The 19,671-nt window shown below is 44.2% G+C and carries 16 protein-coding genes; 11 read left to right on the top strand and 5 right to left on the bottom strand.

Annotated features, from left to right (window positions below; translation table 11 throughout):
* Positions 1 to 14: 14 nt before the first annotated feature.
* The 5 genes from JIG37_RS02315 to JIG37_RS02295 all read right to left on the bottom strand — a co-directional run bounded on the left by JIG37_RS02315 (position 15) and on the right by JIG37_RS02295 (position 7,711).
* Positions 15 to 2,465 carry an ABC transporter permease gene (locus tag JIG37_RS02315; protein WP_199528626.1) on the bottom strand — a complete coding sequence of 817 codons (2,451 nt, stop codon included), beginning with the start codon at positions 2,463 to 2,465 and terminating at the stop codon, positions 15 to 17.
* Positions 2,465 to 3,217 (bottom strand): ABC transporter ATP-binding protein, encoded by a 753-nt coding sequence (locus tag JIG37_RS02310; protein WP_130050224.1) that lies wholly within the window; start codon positions 3,215 to 3,217, stop codon positions 2,465 to 2,467. The genes JIG37_RS02315 and JIG37_RS02310 overlap by 1 nt, the downstream gene beginning before the upstream one ends.
* Positions 3,214 to 4,491, bottom strand: a complete 1,278-nt coding sequence (locus tag JIG37_RS02305) for an HlyD family efflux transporter periplasmic adaptor subunit (RefSeq protein WP_199528625.1) — start codon at positions 4,489 to 4,491, stop codon at positions 3,214 to 3,216. Before JIG37_RS02305 ends, JIG37_RS02310 begins: the two co-directional genes overlap by 4 nt.
* Before the next feature lie 153 nt (positions 4,492 to 4,644).
* Positions 4,645 to 5,307, bottom strand: a complete 663-nt coding sequence (locus tag JIG37_RS02300; protein WP_054552322.1) for a response regulator transcription factor — start codon at positions 5,305 to 5,307, stop codon at positions 4,645 to 4,647.
* 112 nt (positions 5,308 to 5,419) lie between these two features.
* Positions 5,420 to 7,711 carry a TonB-dependent receptor gene (locus tag JIG37_RS02295; protein ID WP_199528623.1) on the bottom strand — a complete coding sequence of 764 codons (2,292 nt, stop codon included), beginning with the start codon at positions 7,709 to 7,711 and terminating at the stop codon, positions 5,420 to 5,422.
* 295 nt (positions 7,712 to 8,006) lie between these two features.
* Between JIG37_RS02295 and JIG37_RS02290 the strand changes: the two genes are divergently transcribed.
* From JIG37_RS02290 to JIG37_RS02240, 11 genes are all read left to right on the top strand, one after another.
* Positions 8,007 to 9,308 (top strand): GntP family permease, encoded by a 1,302-nt coding sequence (locus JIG37_RS02290; protein WP_199528621.1) that lies wholly within the window; start codon positions 8,007 to 8,009, stop codon positions 9,306 to 9,308.
* A gap of 9 nt (positions 9,309 to 9,317) precedes the next feature.
* Positions 9,318 to 10,505: a homoserine O-acetyltransferase gene (locus tag JIG37_RS02285; protein WP_199528619.1), complete on the top strand. Its 1,188-nt coding sequence runs from the start codon at positions 9,318 to 9,320 to the stop codon at positions 10,503 to 10,505.
* Between the two features lie 4 nt (positions 10,506 to 10,509).
* Positions 10,510 to 11,271 carry a 3-hydroxybutyrate dehydrogenase gene (locus JIG37_RS02280; protein WP_054552326.1) on the top strand — a complete coding sequence of 254 codons (762 nt, stop codon included), beginning with the start codon at positions 10,510 to 10,512 and terminating at the stop codon, positions 11,269 to 11,271.
* A gap of 9 nt (positions 11,272 to 11,280) precedes the next feature.
* Positions 11,281 to 11,988, top strand: coding sequence for a CoA transferase subunit A (locus JIG37_RS02275; protein ID WP_063527828.1), 708 nt, complete (start codon positions 11,281 to 11,283; stop codon positions 11,986 to 11,988).
* 11 nt (positions 11,989 to 11,999) lie between these two features.
* Entirely contained in the window at positions 12,000 to 12,659 is a 660-nt protein-coding gene (locus tag JIG37_RS02270) for a 3-oxoacid CoA-transferase subunit B (protein ID WP_054562936.1), read from the top strand.
* Positions 12,660 to 12,886: 227 nt separating this feature from the next.
* Entirely contained in the window at positions 12,887 to 14,128 is a 1,242-nt protein-coding gene (locus JIG37_RS02265; protein WP_138599087.1) for a porin, read from the top strand.
* Positions 14,129 to 14,146: 18 nt separating this feature from the next.
* Positions 14,147 to 15,106, top strand: a complete 960-nt coding sequence (locus tag JIG37_RS02260) for a tripartite tricarboxylate transporter substrate-binding protein (protein WP_194442514.1) — start codon at positions 14,147 to 14,149, stop codon at positions 15,104 to 15,106.
* A gap of 9 nt (positions 15,107 to 15,115) precedes the next feature.
* Positions 15,116 to 15,580, top strand: coding sequence for a tripartite tricarboxylate transporter TctB family protein (locus tag JIG37_RS02255; RefSeq protein ID WP_054562934.1), 465 nt, complete (start codon positions 15,116 to 15,118; stop codon positions 15,578 to 15,580).
* 3 nt (positions 15,581 to 15,583) lie between these two features.
* A complete protein-coding gene (locus JIG37_RS02250; RefSeq protein WP_054552331.1) occupies positions 15,584 to 17,122 on the top strand; it encodes a tripartite tricarboxylate transporter permease in 1,539 nt (512 codons plus the stop codon).
* A 14-nt stretch (positions 17,123 to 17,136) separates the two neighbouring features.
* Positions 17,137 to 18,759: a sensor histidine kinase gene (locus JIG37_RS02245; RefSeq protein ID WP_194442463.1), complete on the top strand. Its 1,623-nt coding sequence runs from the start codon at positions 17,137 to 17,139 to the stop codon at positions 18,757 to 18,759.
* A gap of 37 nt (positions 18,760 to 18,796) precedes the next feature.
* A complete protein-coding gene (locus JIG37_RS02240) occupies positions 18,797 to 19,525 on the top strand; it encodes a response regulator (protein ID WP_199528617.1) in 729 nt (242 codons plus the stop codon).
* Positions 19,526 to 19,671 lie beyond the last annotated feature (146 nt).

Genomic DNA, 19,671 nt, shown 5'->3' with positions numbered 1-19,671 from the left:
ACCATTTTGTGCTGTTAATCGTTACGTAGTGCGGCCATAGGTTTTGCTTTAAGCAGTAAAACCAAAGGTCTAAAGCAAGCGAATAGCGCAATACATAAGGTTATACTCCAAGCGAGTAATTGCAGTCTTACATCAAGTATCAGCCAAGACATGAGCTGTCCTTGTAACATGTAAAAACCCACCATTACCGCGGCGAGAGCAACCGCAAAACCAATGAGCACAGGGATAATAGCTTCAACACTCATCAGCTTGAATAAGCGTGCTTTTTTTGCACCTAATGCCATCCGAATACCAAACTCATAGCGGCGCAGACCCAGGTTGTAGCTCAGTACCCCAAAAATACCGATTGCTGCTAATAATAGAGTAAATAGCGCTAAGGTACTACACAGAACCACAGTCAGACGGCTCATATAAAGTAAATTGTCGTACTCTTCTTGCAGGTCATTAAACTGCCACATGGTTAGGTCGCTGTTCTTTTCTTTTAGCGTATTAAGTATTTGTTTATTAGTCAGCTTAACGCCTTCAGAAGCTTTGATAGTAAACATGTAGCTATACGGTGTTGCTGGCCACCAAATGTGACGACCAAACGATTCATCGTAGTATTTAGGGTGATTAAAATCTTCGGTTACACCCACTACTTCATACATCTTTTCTTCTAAGCCTTGGTAGCTCTTACCGATAATATTTCGATAGTCTTGGCCTGGTAATAAGTTCTCTGCCACGCTGACTGATACCAGTATCTCGTTAGTTTCACCACGTATAGCTTGTTCGCTAAAGGTGCGGCCAGCGAGAATTTTGGTGTTAACTAACGCAAAGTAATCAGGCCCTACCCACTGACTAGGGAAGAAAATTGAGCTTTTACCGTTTACATCAGTCAGGGTGTTGGCATTTTGTCTTGCTGATACTGGGCTGTGACCCAAGGCAACATCATCAATGCCTTGGCTATCAAGCAAAACCTGCTTGTATTGCAGCATATGTTCGTAGCGCTCCGCCAATGACATCTGATTATTTGGCTGGAAAAGGTTGGCAAAATATAGGTTTTCGGTATCACTGCCGAGTGGGCGGTTAATCGTGCCCATGGCTTTACTCACTACCATCACCGAAAAACTCACAAGCAGCGCGGCAACAAACATTTGTGAACCAATTAAAATACGCACTGTACGGCCAGATACCTGTGAAACCCCGCCTTTACCACTGTTCTGCATTTGCGTATTTAGGGTTTTGTAATTCACCAAACGCGCTGTAATTACAGAGAAAATATAAGCAAGAGCAATACACAGTATGATGGCAACAATGACCAACGTGCTATCCACGGCCAAGCTATTAACCAGTGGCAGTCGGCCTTCTGCTAGTACTTTAAATAAACGTATGCCCCATACCGATAAAAACAGCGCAATGCTTACCGATAAGGTCATTAAAATCAGTGACTGTAAAAAGATACTTTTAAATAGCGTGCTGCGTTTAGCGCCTAATACCGCCTGTAAGGCGAGGGTTTTATGTTGAGCAAGAGCGCGCGAGAAGAATAAAGTGCTTACATTCAGTACTGCAATAATCAGTAGCCCTACTGCACCGGCTAACATCATTAAGCTTAAGTCATCGTTATTACCCAGCTCAACGTCACGATAAGGAGTTACTTCAGGTTTTACATCGGTGATCCCCCCGTTGTTTAGCCACTCTGATTTAACCGTATCAATTTGCTGTTTTAAATCGACTTTAACTTGATCTATGGTGACCCCAGGCTTTAAAACGGCAATCAGTTTTAGGTTTTTAAAAGTGTTTGTCCACGGGCTTTGCCAATCATCATTGTGAAAGAAGCGGCGGTCCGCACTTGATGGAAACCATACTTCAACATCGCTTGCTTTAAACATGTAAGGAGGGCTGAATGAGTCATCAACAACACCGACGATACGGTGAACATAATCGGTTTCACCCGCCATGACTGAAAGTGTTTTACCAATAATGTTCGGGTCGCTGTTGTAATGCTTGCGCCAAAAGTTAGCAGAGATAACAACGCGGTCATCAGGAGTTTCGAGTGTTTCTCCAAGGTCAAAACCTTGTCCCATTAAAAATGGTGTGTTTAATAAGTCAAAATAGTTGCCGCCAACATACAGCACAGGCTCTTTCGGTTCGCCATCTAGGTTTGCAAAGATTTGCTCACCCGCATTGATCATCATACTTTGTTCAAAGCTTTGATTATGCTTAAGCCAATGCACCATCGACTGATAGCTTTGAAAGCCGGTAGCATCGTAGTCATCATAAGTAAGTGATTGCTCAACCACCACCATGCGGCTTTCATCGTACACATCAAGGGGCTTTAAAAAGTAGCTGTTAACAAGGCTAAGCACCACAAATAAGGTGGCCAGTGTTAAAGCAAGTGTTGCAATAACTGCTGTTACAAAGCCCGGTGCATTCATTAATGATGCCCACGCTAAGCTCAGTTGGGCGCGTGTTTTGGTTAATTTCATTACATCACCTCAGCACTTTCGAGTACTTGCTCAGCAGTGTCGCTGCTAGGTGCTTGGCGAGCTTCAGAGTAAGAAACAATTTCACCATCTAGCAATTTAAGTTGCGTCTTTGCACGTCCGGCATAACGTAAATCATGGGTTACCATACAAATCGTGGTGCCTTTTTTATTCAGCTCATCAAGCAAGTCCATGACGGCATCACCATTTTTTGAATCTAAGTTACCGGTTGGCTCATCCACCAATAAAATACTTGGCTTGCCAGCCAATGCGCGGGCAATAGCAATACGCTGTTGCTGACCACCTGATAATTGGTTTGGTTTATGCTGAGCACGATGGCCCATCTCAACTTCATCAAGAGCTTGTTTTACAGCAAGCTCAATTTCGCTTGGGCTCATGGCTGGCTCTCGATAAGTGAGCGGCAGTGCTACGTTGTCAAATACCGATAATTCATCAATTAGGTTAAACGACTGAAATATAAAACCAATGTGAAGGTTTCTAAGTTCAGCTTGCTGATCCATATCAAGGGTTTTTGTGTCGACTTCTTTAATGAAATAGTCGCCAGCAGTTGGGCTATCGAGTAAGCCTAATAATGACAGTAACGTCGATTTACCACAGCCAGATGGGCCGCTAATGCAGATATAGTCACCTTGGTTAATATTCAGGCTGATGTCTTTTAATGCATAGGTTTCAACATTTTGGCCGCGATAAACTTTGGCGATTTTGTTTAATGAGATAAGCGTATTGGTTTTCATAAACTGTCCTGTTCGATTTTTATTGTTGCCAAATGCTGCCATTTAGAAAGGTCTGAAATGATCAGCTGTTCGCCCACGGTGGCACCGCTCAAAAGTTGAATTTGATTGTCACTGAGTGTACCAAATTCGATATTGGTTGGCGTTGCTAACAGGGTATTTGGATTAAGTTTAAACAGCGTGGCTTCGCTGTGTGCTTGTGCTTTTTGTGGCACGTTAATGGTTAATGCATCGGGAATAATGTTGCTAACGACATAGCCTTCGATGCTTAAATCGGGGCGAGCATTAGCGGGCAGTGTGCCTTGTAAATCAAGTTCGATAATAACTCGGCCATCGGTAACAATAGGGTCAATTCGGGTGACTTTGGCATCAACTTCACCGTGGTCTGCTTGGCTAAAAGTATTTACTTTCGCTGCCATATTGAGTGCCACTTTTTCGGCATCTGCTTGCTTAACGCTTAGCTCTGCTTTGAGTGCTTTATTTGAGCCAACCACCGCAAGGCGGGTACCCGGCACGAGGTTTTGGCCAAGTTCAACATTCAATTCTTGCAGCATGCCATCGATACCTGACGTTATTTGCAGCTGATCAAAAGCCTGTTGCTCAACTTGATAATTAAGCTCAAATTGGCTTAATAGTTCTTGCTGTATTTTGCTACGTTGTAAGTGCATTTCTTTAAGCTGTGCAAGGCGTTGTTGCTCGATACTTACGCGCTCTGTAAGCTGTGCAACGTTTAGCATGCTTCGTTTGTAATCGAGGCTTGAAACAATCCCTTGCTCGATCAGTTTGCTTTCAGCATCGACTCTAAGCTCTGCACTTTGCAGCTCACTTTTTAATATGGCGAGATTTGCTTGGCGCTCAAGTAGTTCACTTTGCTGGTTAATTCTTTGCTCATTAACACTGGCTTTTTGGCGAGCAAGTTCTAGCCGAGCGACCGATAAACGCTGTGCTTGCTGTGGGTTGACGAGGCTTAAAATCACTGTGTCTTTTTTAACGATAGTGCCGGGGTATACATGGATAGCTTCGACCATTGCGGTGTCGGTATTGGTTAAATAACGTTGATACTTTGGCTTTAAACGACCAAAGCCACGTATTTTTACCACAAAATCGGCTTGTTCTACGGTTGCTATTTGCAGTTGGCTTGCAGCAACTACAGTGGGTGTAGCCCATTGATACACCATTAAAGCGCCAAGAGCCGACACGCCAATGGCTGCAGCCATAAGCCATTTTTTAGCTTTTGATTGCTGAGGTTTGCGTTTTAGTGTGCTGTCTAAATCCATGATACTGATAAATTTAAATAATCATGGAATAGCTAAGGCGAATTTTGTGCCAAAAATTAAGGTATTGAAAATTAATAACTTTTTGTTTTTTGGAACGTGAGCTTTTCCCGCTACTGGGAAAGCGAGTTTTAAAACTGGGAGTGAATGCTTAAATTAGCTTTCTTCGATTTTGCCAACCTGCGAAAGCTGGTTAAACAAAATGCCTGCTTGAGTACGGTTATAAACATTGAGTTTGCGTAAAATCGCTGACACATGTTGTTTTATTGTGGTTTCTTGAATCGACATTTCAAAGGCGATTTGTTTATTCAATAAACCGTCGGCAATCATCGCTAGTACGCGGTATTGCTGCGGAGTTAGTTTTTCAAGGTTACGAGCAAATTCGCTTTGTTCGTCGTTGATCACCACATCGGTTAAATCCACTTCAGGTGGTAACCAAGTGTCGCCATTGAGTACATGACTAATTGCTTCACTAATAACATCTAAAGAAGATGACTTAGGAATATAGCCAGCAGCGCCAAGGCTCATCGCTTGTTTGATTATGGCGGGTGTCTCATTGGCAGAGACCATGATTACCAAGATATCAGGGTAGTGGTTACGCAGTTGCGAAAGGGCTTGCAGGCCATTTGCACCTGGGATCGTAAGGTCTAAAAATATCAGTTCAATCTCAGGATGAGCGCTTAACAGTGCAAACAAACCATCAATGTCACTGGTTTCTTTAATATGTTCTTCAGGCACTGATGTCGCGGCAGCTTGACGCAGCGCACTTCTAAATAACGGGTGATCATCGGCGATTATGGTGTTCACAGCTAAAGACATTCCCTCGATTCTCCAATGCGTTATGTTATAAGTGATTTTGCCTTTTGAAACAAGGTTTGCCTGAGGGGAAGTTTCAGACAAACCTTTCTCACACAAGGATTTAGATTCTATTTTAGAAACGGTAACCAACAGTGAAGGCTACAGTGCGAGGGTCGCCGTAGTAACCAATTAGCGTATTATCACCACCTAAACCTGGTGTGTATTTGCTGGTATCTGTTGGGTCTGTTGGATCCGGTGCCACGAACTGGTAACCACCAATCATGTACTCTTCGTCCGTTAAGTTTTTACCGTAAAGACCTGCCGTCCAGTGACCATCTGTGCTGTACCAAGTAATACCCATATTAAAAATACCGTAAGCATCTTGCGTTAGTAGGCTATCTTCTTCAAATAGCGCGTAGTCGCCTCTGTGGTAGTAGTTACCATTGATAACGAAGTCACCCATTTCTGTGTACATACGGTACGTTGCACCCAGGTTAAAGGTTAAGTCAGGTGTGTTTGATACCGTAAAGCGGTCTGATTTATCGAATGCTTCACCGGTTTCTGGGTCGTAATCAATTACGTTATCGAAGTTACTATCGATGTAACCCACTGACGCATCAAAGCTGAGTGATTCTGATGCAACATAGTTTAGTTCAAGCTCGATACCATCTGAGGTTGACTCACCAATGTTACCTAAACGTTGGTTCAGATCTGCTGCGCTATCGCCCGGTAATACCGAAATATATTGACGGTCTTTATGGTCAAGGGTGAATAACGTGACGTTTGCACGTAAGTTGTTGTTCCACTCACTCTTCATACCGATTTCGAATGAATCGACGATTTCTGGCTTTGCAGCTGGCTCTGCAGTGGTTGCACGTGGATTGAAAGTACCTGACTTAAAGCCTTGCGCATAACTTGCAAAGAACATGATGTCACGATTGTACTGGTATTCAACGCCAGCACGTGGTGTGAAGCGTGACCATTCTTCTTCATCATCGAGTACCGTTGGTACAAGCTGACCTTCTGGGCGAGTGTAACCTGGTACCCAACCTGATTCAGGGTAAACAATGTCAAAGATTAGGCCATTGTTAACCTGCGCTTCTTTTTTGTCTTTGGTGTAACGTGCGCCGAGTGTCATTGACCATTTATCGGTTAAATCAATCGAGCTTTGGATATACGCTGCTTTACTGTTTGAGTTACTACAGCCGCTTACTTCACGAGTCAGACCCGGAGCACCTAGGCTTTGACCTAAGATACCCAAAATAGCCTCAAATTGACCGCAAGATTCACCATCATAGTAGTAAAGACCCGAAACCAATTTGTAGTTATCGCCTTGATGATTTAGCTGTAACTCGTGAGTCGTTTGCTCATCATCGTAAATAGCAGGTACATCGAAAATTTGCAGTGACGTGTTATCAAAGTCGATATTGGTTGGTGAGTAGCTCTCACGGCTTGAACCAATATATTTAATGCTAGTGCGGTCAGTCATATCCCAACGAGCAGTTAGGCTGTAGCCTTCAAGTTCAACTTTATTCCATGTTGGTAAGCTGGTGTATGAGTCATACACGCTGTCTGGAACTGGTGCATCAGTAAGAATACTTGGTAGTAAACGGTAACCACCTTTTGCGTTTGATTTGTCTTCTGTTTTATCCCACGCGAGGCGGAAGAATAAGTCATCAGTCGGTGTGTATTCGAGTGTAACACGAGCTGCGGTTACGTCTTTGTTGTAGTTTTCGCGGTCTTGGTTATCAAGAGCCGATGTTAAAAACTCACCAAAGCCATCACGGTTAAGCGTTGCAAAACCAAAACCCACGTAAAGTTTTTCGTCAACAATCGGTAATTGGCCAGTGATTTTTAAATCTTTTTGGTTATAGCTACCTACAGTGCCTTGTATATTTAAGGTAGCATCACCGCTCATTTCTTTGGTGACGTATTTAATTGCACCACCAATGGTATTTTTACCGTAAAGCGTCCCTTGTGGGCCGCGTAATACTTCGATTTGTTGCACATCAAGCAGATCAAGCACGGCACCTTGTGGGCGAGCAAGATAAACATCATCGATATAAATACCTACGCCTGGCTCATACCCCCAAAGTGGATCTTGCTGACCTACACCACGAATAAACGCAGTAATTGTAGAGTTAGTACCACGGCTTGCTTGTAAGGTGGTATTTGGCGAGAACTGCTGAACTTCGGTCATAACGACAATGCCATTTTCAGCCAGCTCTTCAGCACCAATTGAAGTGACTGCGACTGGCACTTCTTGCAGGTTTTCAACAGTTTTACGTGCTGTTACCTGAATACGTTCAAGTTCACCTTTTTTTGCTGCAGGTTCGGCTTGTTCTGCCGCTTGAGCACTGACACCTGCCAAAGCAAGTGATACAGCCAGAGTAAGTGGCGCGACTTTTGGGTTAAGCTTTATCATGTTGTATTCCTTGTTATTGTTGTCATTAGTCTTATGGCCACTCACATCGATGTTGCCGAAGACTGAATAAGATTTGCCCGTGTCACCTGTCAATTAATGTAGAAGATAGTTGCAAAAATTGAATTAGTACCATAGTGCTATACCCGTCACAGCCCTTTATTTATCAAGCAATTAAGCTATTTTTAAAGCAGATAGTACCTTAGTGTTATGTATTTTTTGAACGCTTAGGGTAAGACTGAAAGCATTATTCCGATGTCACCTCATCTGTGTAATAACAATAATTATAGGAATGTCTATGCTGAGCATGATAGGACTGTTAGGCGGTTTAATACTGCTGATCATTTTAACGCTGCGTGGGGTAAATTTATTTATCGCTGCGCCAATCTGTGCACTGTTAGTTGCACTTAGTAGTGGCATGGCCATTTTCCCTGTATCGGCAGATACAAACTTTATTAACGCCTATATGGATGGCTTTGCAGGCTTCTTAAGTGCGTGGTTTTTTATGTTTTTACTGGGGTCGTTGTTCGGTAAATTCATGGAAGACACCGGTGCTGCAGACAGTGTTGCAAGCTACATTGTGGGTAAACTAGGTATGAAGCACGCCGTTCTTGCGGTTGTGATTGCCTGTGCTGTTTTAACCTACGGTGGCGTGAGCGTCTTTATTGTTGCGTTTTCCGTTTATCCAATGGCATTAAGTCTGTTTAAAGATGCAAACTTACCGCGCCGCTTTATTCCAGCAACGCTGGCATTTGGTTCGGTGACCTTTACCATGACTTCGGCAGGCTCGCCAGAAATTCAAAACTGGATCCCGGTTAAGCACCTTGGTACGTCACCCTATGCAGCGTGGGAAGTGAGCTTAGTGGTCGCTATTTTCATGGCGACAGCAGGTTACTTTTGGTTGAACAAGATGATCAAAAAAGCCGTTGCTAAAGGCGAAACCTTTGAAGCGCGTGATGATGATCCTGTCATTATTGAGCGTCGTCGTCCGCATCCAATTACGGGTGTGATCCCACTGATTGTGGTGCTGCTTTTATCATTTACGCTACATGATGTACTGCAGCAAACCGCGCTTATTGTCGCTTTGCTTGGTGGTGTACTGAGTATTGTGATTATCAATTTTAAGCATTTTCACGATATGGGTAACGCTATTGATGTTGGTACAACCGGCGCTTTAGTGGCAATCGGTAATACCGCTGCTGTGGTTGGTTTTGGCGCTGTGGCGAAAGTATCACCGGCATTTACCGCCGCTGTCGATGTGATGACCCATATGCCGGGGAATGAGTTGGTTGGTGCTGCGGTTGCGGTTAGTGTAATTGCTGGTTTAACTGGCTCTGCTTCTGGCGGGCAAGCCATTGCATTACCCCTTGTCGCACCAGGTTATTTAGACATGGGTGTAAACCCTGAACAACTGCACCGAGTAGTGGCAATTAGCTCTGGAGCCCTCGATACCTTGCCGCATAATGGTTATGTGGTCACAACAATACGCGCTATCTGTAAAGAAACGCATCAACGAGCGTATTGGTCAATGGCAGCGCTGACTGCGGTCATTCCGCTTATCGGTGTCGCATTGGCACTCGGACTCTTTATTATCTTTTAAGGAACAGCAATGAAAACCAAATTAATAATTTTGCTATGGCTGGTTGTATTTAGTAGCACTGCGTTTGGCGCTGCAAATAAAGCCGACACCATGCTGGTGGAAAAGCAGCATTTTACGACAAAAGATTTTACCACCGTGTCTGGTGTGACGTTAGAGCAAGTGGATATTGGCTGGGAAAGCTACGGTAAACTAAACGCCAATAAAGATAACGTGATTTTAATCACTCATTACTTCTCTGGTACTTCTCATGCCGCAGGTAAATATAAAGCAGATGATGCCCTACCGGGTTATTGGGATGCGATTATCGGCCCAGGTAAAGCTATCGATACCAATAAATATTATGTGATTAGCTCAGATACTTTAGTAAATGCCAACTGGCATGATGAAAATGTTATTACCACAGGCCCTGCGTCAACTAATCCAAAAACAGGTAAACCTTATGGTTTGGATTTCCCTGTGGTTACGATTACTGACTTTGTGAATGTGCAAAAGCGTTTACTCGACAACCTAGGTATCACTAAGTTACATGCTGTGATGGGTGCATCAATGGGGTCGTTTCAAGCACTTGAGTGGGCAACTCGTTACCCAGATAAAGTAGAGCGTTTAATTCATGTGATTGGCGCTGCAACGATGGATGCATGGACAGTCGCTGCACTTGAAAAATGGGCGTTACCAATTCGTCTAGATAAAAACTGGCAGCAAGGTAATTACTACGGCAAAGAGCGCCCGTTAGATGGTTTAGCGGCAACCATGCTTAATATTACGCAAGATGCGATGCATCCAATTATTTATAACGCGAGCTTCCCTGACTTTAATGTATTGGATGAAGGTGCATTAAAAGATATTCGTACCTTGCCTAAGTTAAACCAAGTACTCGCTCAGCGCGCAATGGCACGAGCTAAAACCCAAGATGCAAACCATGTACTTTATTTGGTCCGGGCATCACAACTATTTACCGCTGGTATGCAAAGCGATTTAACAACGGCACTTAAAAATGTCTCTGCCAAAACATTATTACTACCCGCAACGAACGACTTACTGCTTCGCCCTGAAAACATGCGCACCGTTTTTGACACCATGAAAGCGGCAGGTAAAGACGTTGAGATTTCAGAAATTGAAGGGGGCTGGGGACACCTTGATGGCATTTTCTCAATCGCCCCGAAAGCGCAGCTTATCAGTGAGTTTTTAGAGGAGTAACCCGATGAGCAAAACAGTTTTAATTACCGGTGCAGCCAGTGGGATTGGTCTATATGTTGCCCAGCAACTGGCGATGCAAGGTCACACTATTATTGTGACTGATTTAAATCAGCAAGCAGCACAACAAGCGGCGGCAGGCATTGTTGAGCAAGGTGGTAGCGCCGAAGGGTATGCGCTTAATGTGGCTGATAGTGATGCAATAGAGCAGTTTTTCACTGAGCTTAATCAGCCAATTGATGTACTTATTAATAATGCGGGTATTCAGCACGTTGCGAAGCTTGAAGATTTTCCTGCTGATAAATGGCAGTTCTTACAGCAAGTTATGCTCGTTGGCCCGGCGATGATGACCAAGGCGGTACTCCCTCGCATGCGTGAGCAAGATTTTGGTCGCATCATTAATATTGGCTCAATTCATGCCATGGTGGCGTCTAAATATAAGTCGGCTTATATCGCTGCAAAACATGGCTTAATCGGCTTTGCTAAAACCATGGCACTCGAAACTGGTGATGCCAACATCACGATTAATACTGTGTGTCCAGCCTATGTAAAAACGCCGCTTGTGGAGCAACAAATTGCCTCGCAAGCCAAAGAACATGGCATTTCTGAGCAACAAGTGATCGACACAATTATGCTAGCACCAATGCCGAAAAAAGCATTTATCGGCTTAGATGAGATCCTGCATACCGTTAGCTTTTTAATGGCCGATGCAGCACGCAATATTACCGCCCAAGCAATCGCCATTGATGGCGGTTGGACTGCACAATAGGAGGAGCCAATGGCAGGTTTTGATAAAGTAGTTACAAGTTATAGCGAAGCAATGGCTGGCCTTGAAGATGGCATGACAGTGATAGCCGGTGGATTTGGCTTATGCGGTATTCCTGAAGGCTTGATTGCGCAAATTAAACGTCAAGGCACCCGAGATTTAACCGTGGTATCGAATAACTGTGGTGTTGATGGTTTTGGTTTAGGGGTGCTACTTGAAGACAAGCAAATCAGCAAGATGGTTGCCTCTTACGTTGGTGAAAACGCGTTATTTGAGCAGCAACTATTAAATGGTGAACTAGAAGTTGAGCTGACACCGCAAGGCACCTTAGCTGAAAAAATGCGTGCTGGCGGCGCGGGTATTCCTGCATTTTATACCGCAACGGGTGTCGGTACACCGGTGGCTGACGGTAAAGAAACCCGCAATATTAATGGTCGTGACTATTTATTGGAGCCAAGCATTACTGGCGACTTTGCGATAGTTAAAGCGTGGAAAGCAGATCGTTATGGTAACTGCATTTATCGTCATACGGCGATGAACTTTAATCCGATGGCAGCAACCGCTGGCAAAATTACGGTTCTTGAAGTTGAAGAAATTGTTGAGCCAGGGGAGCTAGAGCCAAGCCAAATTCACACGCCGGGTATCTATATTGACCGAGTGATTAAAGGTGAATTTGAAAAGCGCATCGAGAAAGTTACCACTAAGCAAGAGAATCAATAAGGAGCACGCTGATGGCATTATCACGAGAACAAATCGCTAAACGCGTGGCGATGGAACTACAGGATGGTTACTACGTTAACTTAGGTATAGGTATTCCAACCTTGGTCGCTAATTATGTCCCTGATGGCATCGAAGTGATGCTGCAATCAGAAAATGGTTTACTCGGTATGGGGCCATACCCAAGTGCAGACCAAGTTGATGCTGATATGATCAACGCAGGTAAAGAAACGGTCACCGCTGCAACGGGGGCGGCTATATTTAGCTCTGCAGAAAGCTTTGCCATGATCCGCGGCGGCCACGTTGATTTAACCGTGCTGGGCGCGTTTGAAGTAGACCAAAACGGCAACATAGCCAGTTGGATGATCCCGAAAAAGCTGGTTAAAGGGATGGGCGGTGCGATGGATTTAGTGGCCGGTGCTAAAAACATTATTTGTACCATGACCCATGCCAACAAGCATGGTGAATCAAAACTGCTGACCGAATGTAGTTTGCCGTTAACGGGCGTTGGTTGTATCAATAAAGTGATCACCGATTTGGCACTTTTAGAAATTAAAGACGGTGCATTTCATTTATTAGAGCGTGCTCCGGGTGTTTCGGTTGATGAGATTATTGCTAAAACACAGGGCAAGCTGATTGTATCTGGTGACGTTCCTGAGATGACTTTTAGCTAGTTTTGCGACTTTTAAGCAGCTAATTTGCCTAGATTTTATACTAACCCCCAGTAATGTGCTTTTTGTTCATGAGTTTTATGAACAAAAAGCCATTTATCACCATCAATGCAACTTACCCCCTAAACATTTCGTTAATCTATCGTTAACACTATGCTCCAAACCAGATCGCCGTTTGCAGTAGGCCGATCAACGACAACAAATAATTATAATCTGGTGTGGAGTAATTCATGAAAGCAAGTAACACACAGCTCGCTTTAGCCGTTGCAGCGGCGTTAGCAAGTACATCAGCATTCGCACAAAGCGACACTGAACAACTACAGCAACAACTCGATGCACTTCAAAAAGAAGTGGATTCATTAAAAACATCTAGCGGCTTCAACCTAGAATTTGGTGGTCGCGTGCAACTTGATTACAACTATTTCGACGGTGCTTACAATGCCGACAATGATGGCGCTGGAGGCAGCGACTTCTTCCCACGTCGTATCCGTACTTATGTTGAAAGTGAACATGGTAACTGGGATCACAAATTACTACTCGAATTTTCTGAAGGCTCGGCTGAAATCGTGTTAGCGCGGGTACGTTATGCATTCGACAACGGCTTAAAAGTAAAAGCCGGTAAAATCCGTGAAGACATGTCGCTCAATGCGCTAACCAGTTCTAAACACATTAATACCATTGAGCGTAGCACCCTTGCTAACACCTTCTCGCCTTTCTTCCGCTGGGGTATCTCAGCTTCTCAATACTTTAAAGATTCAGGCTTACGTTACGCGGTGGGTGTTTACAAAAACGATGCGTTTGGTGCTTCAGGCCATGACGAAAATGACAAACTGACATTGGCTGTAACAGGTCGCTTAACTTGGTCAAGTGCAGCGCCGGGTGATGTGATCCATTTAGGTGCTTGGCATTCTTATCGTGATATGGGCGACAATGATTTGAGCGCTCGTTTTGCCCGTGGTGAAGTGCGTGAAACCAATGTGCGCTTAGTGGATTACGCAGTCGGTGGTGAAGCCGCAGCGCTAAATAGCATGTCGCAAAGCGGTCTTGAATTTGCCTACCAAGCGAATGCATTCACTCTAGAGGCTGAATATGCCAGCCGTTACCTCGATACGGTTGATAGTAGCAACGAACTTGATGGTGAGCGTTTTGATGGCTTTCATGTTTCGGCGAGTTATTTCTTAGGCGGTGAGCAGCGCCGTTACAAAGCAGGCTCAGCATTATTTGTACAACCAAAAGGGATTAAAGATGCATGGGAGCTGGTTGCACGTGTGTCACAAATGAACGCCAGCAGCAAACAGCAAGGTACCGATGTAACCACTTATACATTAGGCACATCATATTACCTAAGCAGCGATATCAAATTTATGGGCAACCTGATTTACAGCGATGTTGATGGTGCCGGTGCTTCTACGCTGGTAGGTGATGAAGATTCAGGTATGGGCATCAGTGCTCGTATGCAGTACTTATTTTAGGAGTCGTGCATTATGACTATGTTTAAATCATTAAAAAGATCTGTTTTAGCAGCTTCATTATTAGTAGCCAGCCCATTGGCATTGGCAAACTTACACTTTTTGGTACCAGGTGGCCCAGGCGGCGGTTGGGATACCACAGCACGTGGTGTTGGTGAAGCAATGGTAAAAGCGGGCATTGAAGATAATGCATCGTTTCAGAATATGTCGGGCGGCGGCGGTGGCCGTGCAATTGCTTACTTGATTGAGTCGGGCACTAAAAAAGGCGATATGTTGATGGTTAACTCAACGCCTATCGTTCTGCGCGCATTATCAGGCAAAATTCCTTACAGCTATCGCGATTTAACACCAGTTGCCAGCATGATTGCTGATTATGGTGCATTTGTGGTGCGTAATGACTCGCCATTTAAAACATGGCAAGACGTTATTGATGCCATGAAAAAAGACCCAGGCTCTGTAAAAGTAGCAGGTGGCTCTGCGCGCGGCAGCATGGATCACTTAGTGGCTGCACAAGCGGTGAAAGCGGCGGGTCTTGATGGTCGTCGATTACGTTACATTCCTTACGATGCCGGTGGTAAAGCGAAAGCTGGTTTATTGTCGGGTGAGGTCAACTTACTTTCAACAGGCTTAAGTGAAGCACTCGAAGTCGCTAATGGTGGTCAGGCACGTATTTTAGCGGTGACTTCTGCAGATAAATTGCCAGATTACCCAGAAATTCCAACCTTAAAGTCGCTAGGTTACGACATGGAGTTCGTAAACTGGCGCGGCTTTTTTGCAACCCCAGATTTACCAGCAGACAAACTTGCAGAGTACACAGAAAAGCTACGTAAGTTGCAACAAACCCCTGAATGGGAAGCGGTTCGTGCCCGCAATGGTTGGCTAAATCTATTTCAAGAAAAAGAAGCGTTTATTAAATCGCTTGAGCAGCAAGAAGCGCAATTACGCGTTGTAATGAAAGAACTTGGTTTTATCCGAGGCTAAGGTTAGACGATGTTAAACCGTGAACTAATAGGACCAAGTTTATTCTTGGTCCTCTTTACCCTCTACGCCCTTGTGGCTTGGCAAATTCCACTTATGCCATTTGAAGAGTACGAAAGCGTTACTTCTGCAACCTTACCAAAAGTGTATGCAGTATTCGGTATCGTGGTGTGTGTACTATCGATTGGTGCCAACTTATTAAAGCAAGCGCCTGCAGAAAAAGCAGAGCTACTCAGTAAGGGCAACTTACTACGTACCTTTGCACTGTTGGTTTTAATGGTTGCTTATAGCGCCATGCTTGAACCGTTCGGCTTTTTAATTGCCACCAGTGCCTTTTTAATTACGGGCTTTTTTATCATGGGCGAACGCCGTAAGGCAGTGTTGTTGTTTGCTTCTGTGCCTGTGGCCGTGGTTTTTTGGTTTTTAATGACACAAGTACTGGGCATTTACTTAGTACCTGGCAATCTGTGGAGTTAAGTTATGCTTGATGGAATTATGTTAGGTTTGTCGACCGTACTCGACTGGAACAATTTGTTATATGTGATTGTAGGCTGCTTTGTTGGCACGTTCATTGGTATGCTACCTGGTCTTGGTCCAATTACCGCGATTGCGTTGATGATCCCGATCACTTACAGCATCGGTGCTGATTCGGGCATGATTTTAATGGCCGGTGTTTACTACGGGGCTATATTCGGTGGCTCTACTTCTTCTATTTTGATTAATGCGCCGGGTGTAGCGGGGACAGTAGCGTCATCGTTTGATGGTTACCCACTAGCAAAACAAGGTAAGGCCGGTAAAGCCCTTGCGATTGCAGCTTATTCATCCTTTATAGGCGGGACCATTGGCGCCATTTTATTGATGGTGGCTGCGCCATTATTAGCGAAAGTGTCATTAAGTTTTCAGTCGCCTGATTATGTTGTACTGATGTTTTTAGGCTTAACGGCTATCGCTGCGTTCTCTAATAAAGGGCAATTTTTAAAAGCCATGATGATGACGGTATTTGGTTTAATGCTGGCAACGGTAGGTATTGATCCCTCTTCAGGTACCGAGCGCTTTACCTTTGGCCAAGCTGATTTATTAGATGGTATTAGCTTTTTATTAGTAGCAATGGCAACGTTTGCGTTGGCTGAGGCACTGATTAATGTGGCGCGCCCAGAAGCTGAGCCAGATAAAAAAATTGACGATCCTGATACGCCAAAAATTGGTTCAACAAAACTGACTAAAGAAGAAGTAAAAGATATGGCTCCTGTGGTTGGCCGCTCATCTTTACTTGGCTTTATAGTCGGTGTTTTACCGGGCGCAGGGGCAACCATTGCCAGCTTTATGGCCTATGCTACTGAGCGTAACCTTGCTCCAAAAGCGCTGAAAGATAAATTTGGTAAGGGTTCGATGCGTGGCTTAGCGGCACCCGAGTCGGCTAATAATGCAGCTTGTACTGGCTCATTTGTACCACTACTGACTTTAGGTATTCCAGGCTCTGGTACAACAGCTATTATGCTAGGTGCATTAATTGCCTACGGTATTCAGCCGGGCCCTATGTTAATGCAAGAAAACCCAAGCGTGTTTTGGGCTGTCATTGTCAGTATGTACTTTGGCAATATTGTACTGCTGATTTTGAATCTGCCGTTGATCCCATATTTTGCTAAAGTGTTGGCAATGCCTAAATCTGTGCTGACAGTGATGATTTTATTCTTCAGCTTAATTGGTGTGTATTTAGTGTCATTTAACACCTTTGATTTATTTATGATGGTGGGCTTTGCGCTGGTGGCCTTGGTGCTTCGATTGTTAGCTTTCCCGATGGCACCTTTATTACTTGGCTTTATCCTCGGTGATATGATTGAGCGAAACTTCCGCCGTGCCATGATGATTTCAGATGGTTCGCTGAGCTTTTTATGGGACCGCCCATTAACACTGAGTATTTTTGTGATTTCGATCTTAGTGTTGTTGTTCCCACTGAAAGACTATATTGTCCAACGTCGTAAAGAAAAAGCAGCTACGCAAGCAGAGCAACATGCGTAGAACAAGGCACTGATATGAGATACACCAATAAGCTAAACCCATTTCAGCATATGGTTAAAAAACCTAAGCGCTTAGAAACGCGACTCATTATTTGGGTTACTGGTCTATGTGTTTTACAGGCTGTGTTGTTTGGCGCATTGGTGTATCAGATCACTGCAGAAAGCTTACATAACCACATGGGTGATAAAGCGCTTGCGCTCGCAACCAGTATTGCCTCACGGGATGACGTACAAAATGCATTGCAAACCAAGCAAGGGCTTGATGAGTTAAATACGCAAATAGAGCATATTCGTGAACTCACCGCTGCCAGCTTTATCGTAATTGGCGATAAAAATACTCGCCGCATTGTTCACCCCGACCCCGACAAGCTCGGTAAGCCGATGGTGGGTGGTGATAGTAAAGCGGCGCTACGTGGTGAGCGGTATGTGTCGATTGCAAAAGGGAGTTTGGGCGAGTCTATTCGTGGCAAAGTCCCTGTGCTTTCAGAGCAGGGCGAAGTTATCGGCTTGGTTTCGGTTGGCTTTTTAGTGCAGTCAATTGAACCGCTTATTCGTGCTCGCAGTGCTGAAATTATGCTTTGGGGCTTGTTGTTAGTGGGCTTGAGCATTCTGGCTGCGGTATATATCGGTCAACGGGTACGTAACGCTATTTTTGGTTTACAGCCTGACGAAATAGCACGGTTGTTCTCGGAGCAAGATGCTATTTTGAACACTGTTCGTAGCGGCATTATCGCTCTCGATCCTGAGGGTAACGTGCGTAACTTAAACCAACGTGCTTGCGAAATTCTCGGTAAACCGATTAGCTGTATTCATCAGCCTCTTAAGCTTGCAGATTTACTTCCTGAACATAGCGAGTTTTTAATGCATAACCAACAGCGTCCGATTGTTGGTTTTGAATTGTTTGCCGCCGATAAACGCATTGTGTTGTCGCGATATGCATTGCAAGTGCAAGGTCAGGCTGATGGCATTTTGCTGAGTATGCGCCCTGCGGATGAGCTTGAATATTTATCGCAGCAATTAACCAAAGTGCAAGCCTTTGCTGAGTTATTACGAGTGCAAACGCATGATTACTCGAACAAGCTAAACTTAATTGGTGCGTTAATTCAGATGGGGCAAACGGATCAGGCGATTGAGCTAATTGGTCAAGAAAGTAAAGGCTCGCAAGCGCAGATCCATCATCTGCTCGAAAGGATCCAAGATCCGGTACTAGCAGGTTTATTGGTTGGTAAATACCATAAAGCCCGTGAATTAAACGTGATACTTGAGCTTAATCCAGATAGCTTATTAGGATCGATCACCCGTAAAGATATGCTTGAACGGGTTGTCTCGATACTTGGCAATTTGATTGATAACGCAATTGAAGCTGCTATTCGAGCTAGTGATACACGTACCCCTAAGGTTCGTGTTACGGTTGACGAAACCAGTAAAACATTATTGTTTGATGTTGAAGACAGCGGTTTTGGTTTAGGCGATGACAAGGATGTGATATTTACACCACAATACAGTTCTAAGTCAGGGGCTGAGCATGGTATCGGCCTTTATTTAGTTAAAACCAACTTAGATTCGTGTCGTGGTAGTTTAGAAATAGGTGAGTCTGATCTGATGGGGGCACGCTTAAGTGTCTACATTCCAAAATAATAAAAAATGATCAGCCTATAAATAAAAGGTAAAGAACATGACTTACTCAGTTGTCATTGTTGAAGACGAAGTTGAAGTAGCCCAATTATTGGCGCAATACTTATTACTTCCTCATGGCGTTGCTGGCCAACAAGGGGTGCGGCAAGCACTGCGTCAGGGGCAATATCAGGTTGTTGGTATTGCAGGCAATCTTGCCACTGCGAAAGCGCTATTATCGGCGATTAATGCCGATTTAATTTTGCTCGATATTCATTTACCCGATGGCAACGGTCTTGATTTACTTAATGAATTACGCCGCGAAGAAATGAAAAGCGAAGTAATGCTATTAACTGCAGCAAAAGAAGTAGAAACACTGGAAAAAGCCATGCAACTTGGTGCCTGTGACTTCTTAGTAAAACCATTAATGCTAAATCGTTTAGATCAAGCGCTGGCGCGATTCGAAGCAAGGCAACAATGTTTGTCAGATGCCGATGAAGTAACCCAATCTATGGTCGATACTTTATTTGGATCGCAAGAACAGTTAAAAACCCCGGTCAGGTTGCCAAAAGGGGTGGATCAGCTCACTTTGCAAAAGATCTTAAAAGCTTTTAAAGCGAATATTGGCACGGCTTTTACTGCTCAGCAAATGGGTGGTTTAGTCGGCGTAAGCCGCTCAACAGCCCGTCGTTACCTTGAATACTTGCTTGAAGCTGAGCAAGTCAGTGCTGATCAGAGCTACGGAAGTATCGGGCGACCCGAGCGTTGTTATAAAATGACAAGTAGCTAATCACATCATTTAAATGCCAAATCAGCGCTAAATTAGCGATTTTAGTAGCATAAACTCACTGTTCGGCACGTTAAAAAGTGCCGCTTATCCTGAGCATAGAAAAATTTTATAAAATTGATTGCATTTTAAGCGACTTCGATGGTGAT

This window comes from Pseudoalteromonas sp. bablab_jr010 (assembly GCF_016464105.1).
Lineage (GTDB): Bacteria > Pseudomonadota > Gammaproteobacteria > Enterobacterales > Alteromonadaceae > Pseudoalteromonas > Pseudoalteromonas simplex.
The sequence above is the reverse complement of the archived record's forward strand: the minus strand, read 5'-3'. Positions and strand labels throughout refer to the sequence as shown.

Excerpts from the sequence above, each read along its gene's own strand:
- JIG37_RS02265 (WP_138599087.1), top strand. The coding sequence starts at position 12,887 with ATGAAAGCAAGTAACACACAGCTCGCTTTAGCCGTTGCAGCGGCGTTA.
- JIG37_RS02315 (WP_199528626.1), bottom strand. The coding sequence starts at position 2,465 with ATGAAATTAACCAAAACACGCGCCCAACTGAGCTTAGCGTGGGCATCA.
- JIG37_RS02295 (WP_199528623.1), bottom strand. The coding sequence starts at position 7,711 with ATGATAAAGCTTAACCCAAAAGTCGCGCCACTTACTCTGGCTGTATCA.
- JIG37_RS02255 (WP_054562934.1), top strand. The coding sequence starts at position 15,116 with ATGTTAAACCGTGAACTAATAGGACCAAGTTTATTCTTGGTCCTCTTT.
- JIG37_RS02285 (WP_199528619.1), top strand. The coding sequence starts at position 9,318 with ATGAAAACCAAATTAATAATTTTGCTATGGCTGGTTGTATTTAGTAGC.
- JIG37_RS02250 (WP_054552331.1), top strand. The coding sequence starts at position 15,584 with ATGCTTGATGGAATTATGTTAGGTTTGTCGACCGTACTCGACTGGAAC.
- JIG37_RS02275 (WP_063527828.1), top strand. The coding sequence starts at position 11,281 with ATGGCAGGTTTTGATAAAGTAGTTACAAGTTATAGCGAAGCAATGGCT.
- JIG37_RS02280 (WP_054552326.1), top strand. The coding sequence starts at position 10,510 with ATGAGCAAAACAGTTTTAATTACCGGTGCAGCCAGTGGGATTGGTCTA.
- JIG37_RS02270 (WP_054562936.1), top strand. The coding sequence starts at position 12,000 with ATGGCATTATCACGAGAACAAATCGCTAAACGCGTGGCGATGGAACTA.
- JIG37_RS02245 (WP_194442463.1), top strand. The coding sequence starts at position 17,137 with ATGAGATACACCAATAAGCTAAACCCATTTCAGCATATGGTTAAAAAA.
- JIG37_RS02305 (WP_199528625.1), bottom strand. The coding sequence starts at position 4,491 with ATGGATTTAGACAGCACACTAAAACGCAAACCTCAGCAATCAAAAGCT.
- JIG37_RS02260 (WP_194442514.1), top strand. The coding sequence starts at position 14,147 with ATGTTTAAATCATTAAAAAGATCTGTTTTAGCAGCTTCATTATTAGTA.
- JIG37_RS02240 (WP_199528617.1), top strand. The coding sequence starts at position 18,797 with ATGACTTACTCAGTTGTCATTGTTGAAGACGAAGTTGAAGTAGCCCAA.
- JIG37_RS02310 (WP_130050224.1), bottom strand. The coding sequence starts at position 3,217 with ATGAAAACCAATACGCTTATCTCATTAAACAAAATCGCCAAAGTTTAT.
- JIG37_RS02290 (WP_199528621.1), top strand. The coding sequence starts at position 8,007 with ATGCTGAGCATGATAGGACTGTTAGGCGGTTTAATACTGCTGATCATT.
- JIG37_RS02300 (WP_054552322.1), bottom strand. The coding sequence starts at position 5,307 with ATGTCTTTAGCTGTGAACACCATAATCGCCGATGATCACCCGTTATTT.